The 6,579-nt window shown below is 51.0% G+C and carries 4 protein-coding genes; all 4 read right to left on the bottom strand.

Translation table 11 applies throughout. From position 1 onward, the window contains the following. Positions 1-1,616: DNA-directed RNA polymerase subunit beta'' (locus PX482_RS21100; protein ID WP_288122985.1), on the bottom strand; the 1,616-nt coding region annotated here is incomplete at its 3' end. Positions 1,617-1,839: 223 nt separating this feature from the next. Further along, the gene (gene rpoB, locus PX482_RS21105) at positions 1,840-5,151 is read right to left on the bottom strand and encodes a DNA-directed RNA polymerase subunit beta (protein ID WP_002758699.1); all 3,312 of its coding nucleotides are present in this window, start codon (positions 5,149-5,151) and stop codon (positions 1,840-1,842) included. 214 nt (positions 5,152-5,365) lie between these two features. Then, positions 5,366-6,145: a TatD family hydrolase gene (locus tag PX482_RS21110; RefSeq protein ID WP_002758697.1), complete on the bottom strand. Its 780-nt coding sequence runs from the start codon at positions 6,143-6,145 to the stop codon at positions 5,366-5,368. Between the two features lie 50 nt (positions 6,146-6,195). Then, positions 6,196-6,489 (bottom strand): 30S ribosomal protein S20, encoded by a 294-nt coding sequence (gene rpsT, locus PX482_RS21115; protein ID WP_002737368.1) that lies wholly within the window; start codon positions 6,487-6,489, stop codon positions 6,196-6,198. Between the last annotated feature and the right edge of the window lie 90 nt (positions 6,490-6,579).

Here is a 6,579-nt window from a genome sequence, read left to right on the forward strand (position 1 = left end):
ACTTTTACTTCGGCCTGATCCAAAGACACGGAAGCGGTGACGATATCGATTTCCCGGCTATTGGGGGCTAAACGCACCAAACCGCCGTTAGTGGATACTAACTTAGTTTCCGCTAGAACATCCCCCACTTGTACTTGATCGCCGTTACTGACCACGGGTTCAGCCCCGGTTGGCAAGTTATACACTTCTCCGGAGAGAATCCATAGTAATCCCCCCCGTTGGGCGATGCGGGTGGTATTGCCTTGGCGATCGGTTTTTTCCTCTGGGACTAATTGCGAGAATAGCACCTCGCCGGCTAAGTCACTGGTTACGTCTTTTGTGGCTTTTTCCGTGGATTTTTGGACTTTATCGGAGGTTATTTCCGCTAGTAACTGTTCCTCGCTTACCGTTGCCCCATCGGTGACAAATAGCAGTGATCCCGGAGTCAAAGAGTAGGTGACAGTTTCTTTAGTTTTATCCTTGGGTGTTAATTTAATTTCCCCCGGCGCCTCCACCTGGTCCCGTTCATCCCCGTGGCGAGTTCGCACGTTACGGATACTTAACCCCGGCAGAAAACGCACGGTTCCCTCGAAGGGACTCCGCACTTGCCGGGCCACTTCTCCGGTAAATACGCCCCCAGTGTGGAAGGTACGCATGGTTAACTGAGTTCCCGGTTCCCCGATCGATTGGGCTGCAATAATCCCCACTGCTTCCCCCATATCCACCGGATGACCGTGGGCCAGACTCCAACCGTAACAGGTTTGGCAAACTGAGCGGGCTGCTTCACAGGTTAAGGGGCTGCGGACTTTGATTTTATCGACCAGTTTGCCCAGTTTTTCGGCGGTTTCATCATCGATAATCTGGTTGCGGGTGGCGATCACTTCTCCCTTGACCACCACATCTTCGGCCAAGGAACGACCTAATAGGCGATCGCTTAAGGGAATTAACACGCGATCGCCATCGGTCATAGCAGTTAATTCGATGTAACGATTGGTGCCACAATCTGCCTCGCGGACGATGACATCTTGGGACACATCCACTAGACGACGGGTCAGATAACCGGAATCTGCCGTCCGTAGGGCGGTATCAACTAAACCTTTGCGCGCCCCGTAGGAGGAAATAACGTATTCGGTAACGGTCAATCCTTCCCGGAAGTTAGTCTTAATCGGGAGGTCAATAATTTCCCCCTGGGGATTAGCCATTAATCCCCGCATTCCCACTAACTGACGCACTTGGCTCATATTGCCCCGCGCCCCGGAGAAAGCCATCATATAGACGGAGTTGAGGGGATCGGTCACTTGGAAGTTGCGAATTACTTCATCTTTAAGCGATTCAGATGTACTATTCCAAGTATCAATTACTTTTTGGAAGCGTTCCACTTCGGTGATTTCCCCGCGCACATAACGCTGTTCGGTTTGCCGGATTTCCTGTTCGGCACTTTCGATCATTTGTCGTTTAGCCGGCGGTACGGTTAAATCATCCACACTAATGGAAACCCCTGCTTTGGTAGCGAAACGAAACCCGAGGTTTTTCAATTCATCGGCCATTTGTGAACAGCGCGCCGAACCGTAGTTTTGATAGGCCCAAGCGATCAGTTTTTTCAGTTTTCCTTTGTCAACAGTTTGGTTATAAAACATCTCGATCCCAGTAACAAGTAAACAGCTATTAGCTATCAGCCATCAGCATTCAGCTATCAGTTAGAAAAGGGAACAGGAAATAGGGAACGGGGAATAGGGAATAGGCAAATTTTTACTTTACTGTCCTTTTTTTTGCTTTTTCCTGGAAAATTCTCTCCTGTCTCCTGTCTCCTGACTCCTGACTTCTCACTGATAACTGATTACTGATTACTGATCACTGAAATTACACTTCCGATTCTTCTTCCTCAAAGTCTTCCGTGGTTAAAGATTCGTAGGTGGGGCGAGAGGGGGCGCGACGACCGACATCGACCATCAGATCCACCTCCACATCGCGGGAAGTACCATCGGGGGCATTTTCCACCTTGTGAACGGCGATATCGAGGCCGAGGGATTGCAATTCTCGCATCAAAACCTTAAAGGATTCTGGCGTACCCGGGCGGGGAATCGGCTTGCCTTTTACGATCGCATTTAAAGCCTCATTCCGTCCTTGCATATCATCGGATTTCACCGTGAGCAATTCCTGCAAGGTATAGGCTGCCCCGTAGGCCTCCAGGGCCCAGACTTCCATTTCTCCGAAGCGCTGGCCTCCCTGTTGAGCTTTACCGCCCAGGGGTTGCTGAGTAACCAAGGAGTAGGGACCGGTAGAACGGGCGTGAATTTTATCATCAACCAGGTGAACCAGTTTTAACATATAGGCCATACCGACGGTAACGGGACGGTCAAAGGGTTCGCCGGTGCGACCATCATAGACGGTGACTTTGCCGGCGTGTTCTTCCTTGAACACCCAATCGCGATTAGGTTTTTTCGAGGCGTTTTCTAGCAATCCGTGGACGGTTAAACGGCTGGCTTCTTCCCCATACATTTCGTCAAAAGGAGTAATCTTAAAGCGCACGCCCAGATTTTCGCCAGCCCAACCCAGTAAACATTCAAACACCTGACCGACGTTCATGCGACTGGGAACCCCTAGGGGATTGAGAACGATATCGACGGGACGACCATCGGGGAGGTAGGGCATATCTTCCAGGGGCAGAATCCGAGAAATAATCCCTTTATTGCCGTGACGACCCGCCATTTTATCGCCCACTTGGATTTTGCGTTTTTGGGCAACGTAAACCCGCACCACCATATTGGCCCCAGGGGGTAATTCATCCCCCTGTTCGCGAGTAAATACCCGCACATCGACTACCCGGCCTTTTTCGCCGTTGGGAACGCGCAGGGAGTTATCCCGTACATCCCGTGCCTTTTCGCCGAAAATTGCCCGCAGTAGTTTTTCTTCGGGGGGTTGGTCTGATTCGCCTTTCGGGGTGACTTTCCCCACAAGGATATCGCTGGCTTCTACCCAGGCACCGATGCGAATAATACCGCGTTCATCGAGGTTTCGCAGGGCATCTTCACCGACGTTGGGAATTTCCCTGGTGATTTCCTCAGGTCCGAGTTTAGTTTGACGAGCTTCGATTTCGTATTTTTCAATGTGGATACTGGTGTAGGTGTCTTGTGCCACCAGTCTTTCGCTGATTAAAATCGCGTCTTCGTAGTTATAGCCTTCCCAGGGCATATAGGCGACGAGGATATTCTGGCCGAGGGCGATTTCTCCTCCTTCGGTGGCGGAACCATCGGCGAGGATCTGCCCTGGCACAACTTGTTCCCCTTGATAGACTAAAGGACGCTGATTTAGGCAGGTATCTTGGTTAGAGCGTTGATATTTCTGAATTTCGTACTCGATCTCGCTCTTGCCAAAAATCTCTTTGTCTTCATCCGCCACTTTGATGCGAATCCGGTTAGCATCGACGTAGGAAACGACCCCATTGGTACGGGAAACGATGACCATGCCGGAGTCGCGAGCGGCCTGTGCTTCCAATCCGGTACCCACAAGGGGACGTTCGGGACGCAGCAGGGGAACCGCTTGTCGTTGCATATTAGAACCCATCAGGGCGCGGTTAGCGTCGTCGTGTTCAAGGAAGGGAATCAGGGAAGTGGCCACCGAGACAATTTGGACGGGGGAAACACAAACGTAGTCCACTTGTTCGGGGGAGGTGGTGGAGAATTCCTGCCGATAGCGCACTGGGATAGTTTCGCCGAGGATATAACCATTTTCATCGGTGGCCACGTCTCCTGGTGCGACTCTGAGATCGTCTTCTTCGTCGGCGGTGAGGTATTTAACGGGGAGATCGTAGCGAACTCGTCCATTTTCCACCGCGTAACAGGGGGTTTCAATAAAACCGTAGTCGTTGACGCGGGCGTAGGTGGCCAGGGAACCGATTAAACCGGCGTTGGGACCTTCTGGGGTTTCCACCGGACAAATGCGGCCGTGGTGGGAGGGGTGAATGTCGCGCACGGCAAAACCGGCCCGTTCCCGGGTCAGACCGCCGGGGCCAAGGGCGGAAATGCGGCGTTTATGGGTCAATTCCGCTAGGGGGTTGGTTTGATCCATGAACTGGGAGAGTTGCGAGGAACCAAAGAATTCTTTAATCGCCGCTACTAGGGGTTTCGGGTTGACTAGGGAAGCGGGGGTGAGGTTTTGGGATTCGCTGACGGTCATCCGTTCCCGAATGATTCTTTCTAAGCGGTTTAAACCTACTCGCACTTGGTTTTGTAGCAGTTCACCCACGGAACGGACGCGACGGTTGCCGAGGTGGTCGATGTCGTCGGTGTTGCCGATGTCAAATTCGAGGTTAATTAGGTAGTCGATCGCCGATAAGATGTCGGTGGTGGTGAGAACGCGCTGGTTATCGGGGACGTTGAGGCGTAGTTTTTTGTTGAGTTTATAACGACCAACGCGACCGAGATCGTAGCGTTTATTGTCAAAAAAGCGCGATTCGAGCAGTTGTTGTCCGCCGGTGACGGTGGGAGGTTCCCCGGGGCGTAGTTTGCGGTACAGGTCGAGGAGTGCCTCTTCTTCGGTGGGATTGCCTTCTTTGTCGAGGGTTTTTTGGTAGAATTCGGGGTGGCGTAGGGAGTCAAAGATTTCGTTATCGCTCAATCCGATCGCTTTCAGGAGAACTTGGGCGGATAATTTGCGGGTTTTGTCGATTCTGACCCAGACTAAGCCGTTTTTGTCGGTTTCAAATTTTAACCAAGCTCCTCGGTTGGGAATCAGGGAAGCGGAGTAGGTACGGCGACCATTTTTGTCGATTTCGGCCTTGTAGTAAACACCGGGAGAACGGACGATCTGATTGACGATGACTCGTTCAGCCCCGTTAATGATAAAGGTTCCCCGTTCGGTCATCAGGGGTAAATCGCCGATAAAGACTTCCTGTTCGATGTTTTCTCCCGTTTCTTTGTTGATTAGACGGGTGGGAACGTACATCTGAACGGAATAGGTGCTATCGCGTCGTTTGGCTTCATCGACGTTGTATTTCGGTTCTTTGAGTCTGTAGTCCTGGCCGAGGAAATGTAGTTCTAATTTACCTGTATAGTCGCTGATGGGGGAAAAGCTATTCAGTTCCTCGATTAGTCCTTCTTCCAAAAACCACCGAAAACTGGAGTGTTGGATTTCGATGAGGTCGGGTAAGAGGTTAAAGGTAAGATTGTTCATTATGGTTACAAGGGCTGATGACACGATAGCGACGGTCGGGAATTGCTCTCGGAGATCGGGGTTTTTAGGGGTTGGGTGTTGGGGTTTTAGGGTTTTAGGGTGTTGGGGTTTTAGGGTGTTGGGGTTTTAGGGTTTTAGTTGAATTCCCCCATTTCCCCATTTCCCCATTTCCCCATTTCCCCGTCCCCTGCTCTGTGCTAATAAACTATGTTTTTTAACTGGGGAGTTGAAATAAGTTGCGGGCGTTCTGGGTGGTTTGTTCGGCTAGGGTTTCGACCGGATAGCCGCGCAGACGGGCGACGGTTTCGGCCACGTGGAAGACGAAGGAGGGTTCACAGGGTTTACCGCGGTGGGGATTGGGGGAGAGAAAGGGGCAATCGGTTTCGATCAGTAGGCGATCGCTGGGGACAATTTGGGCGGCAGCTTGCACAGTTTTACTGTTTTTGAAGGTGACAATGCCGCTAAAGCTGATGTAAAAACCCAAATCTAAAAACCATTGAGTTTCTTCGGGGTTGCCAGTCCAGCAGTGCATCACGCCGCGAATTTTGCCCACTTGTTGCCGAAAGGCGCTGATTTCCTCCCGCATGACCGGGGCCGCATCTCGACAATGGATAATCACGGGTTTATCGAGACGATGGGCGATTTCTAATTGCGTCCAAAAGACCTGTTTTTGCTGCTCTTGATTATCCGCTTTATAGAAGTCTAAACCCATTTCCCCGATCGCCACGACGCGCCGATCAGATCGGGCTAGGGATTCGATCTGATCGGCACTATTATCTCGCCATTTTTGGGCATCTAGGGGATGTAAACCGACGGCGAAGGAAATTTCCTCAAATTGATCGGCAATGGCTTTAATCGCTGCAAACTCCTCCGGTTCGACACAGGAGTGAACCAGATGAACGACTCCCACACTTCGCCAACGTTCGGAGATAGCGGGCAAGTCGGCTTGCAAAACGTCAAAGTTCAAATGAACGTGCGTATCTATTAATTGCATCGACCCCCGATCGCTTGTTGCGTCTGTCCTGATTACAGCTTACTCGTTTCTTAGGAAGCTTGGCTAACTTTTTGCAAAGCTTTGGCTAAACCGGCTTTTTTTCTAGCGCCGTTGTTCCGGTGCAAGACGTTGCGCTTGACGGCTTTATCGATTTTACTGTAAGCTTCCGATAGAGCTTGTTGGGCGCTTTCTAGCCCTTCTGGGCTGGGGTTGGCTCCGTAGGCCGAGACAGCGACAAGACATTTTTTGATCAGGGTTCTTACGGCTGACTTGTACGCTTTGTTGCGGAGACGATTTCTTTCGGAGATTTGGACTCGTTTGAGTGCAGACTTTGTATTAGCCACAGTCGTTTCTTGTTCTCAATACTGGTATGGTTAATCGGGACACAGACAAACCATAATAACAGATTTGTGCTATTTGTTGCAAGAGTTTTC

Origin of the sequence: Microcystis sp. M53602_WE12, assembly GCF_030065455.1 — a bacterium.
GTDB lineage: Bacteria > Cyanobacteriota > Cyanobacteriia > Cyanobacteriales > Microcystaceae > Microcystis > Microcystis aeruginosa.

Coding starts and splice junctions, on each gene's coding strand:
- rpoB (WP_002758699.1), bottom strand. CDS start 5,151: ATGAACAATCTTACCTTTAACCTCTTACCCGACCTCATCGAAATCCAA.
- PX482_RS21110 (WP_002758697.1), bottom strand. CDS start 6,145: ATGCAATTAATAGATACGCACGTTCATTTGAACTTTGACGTTTTGCAA.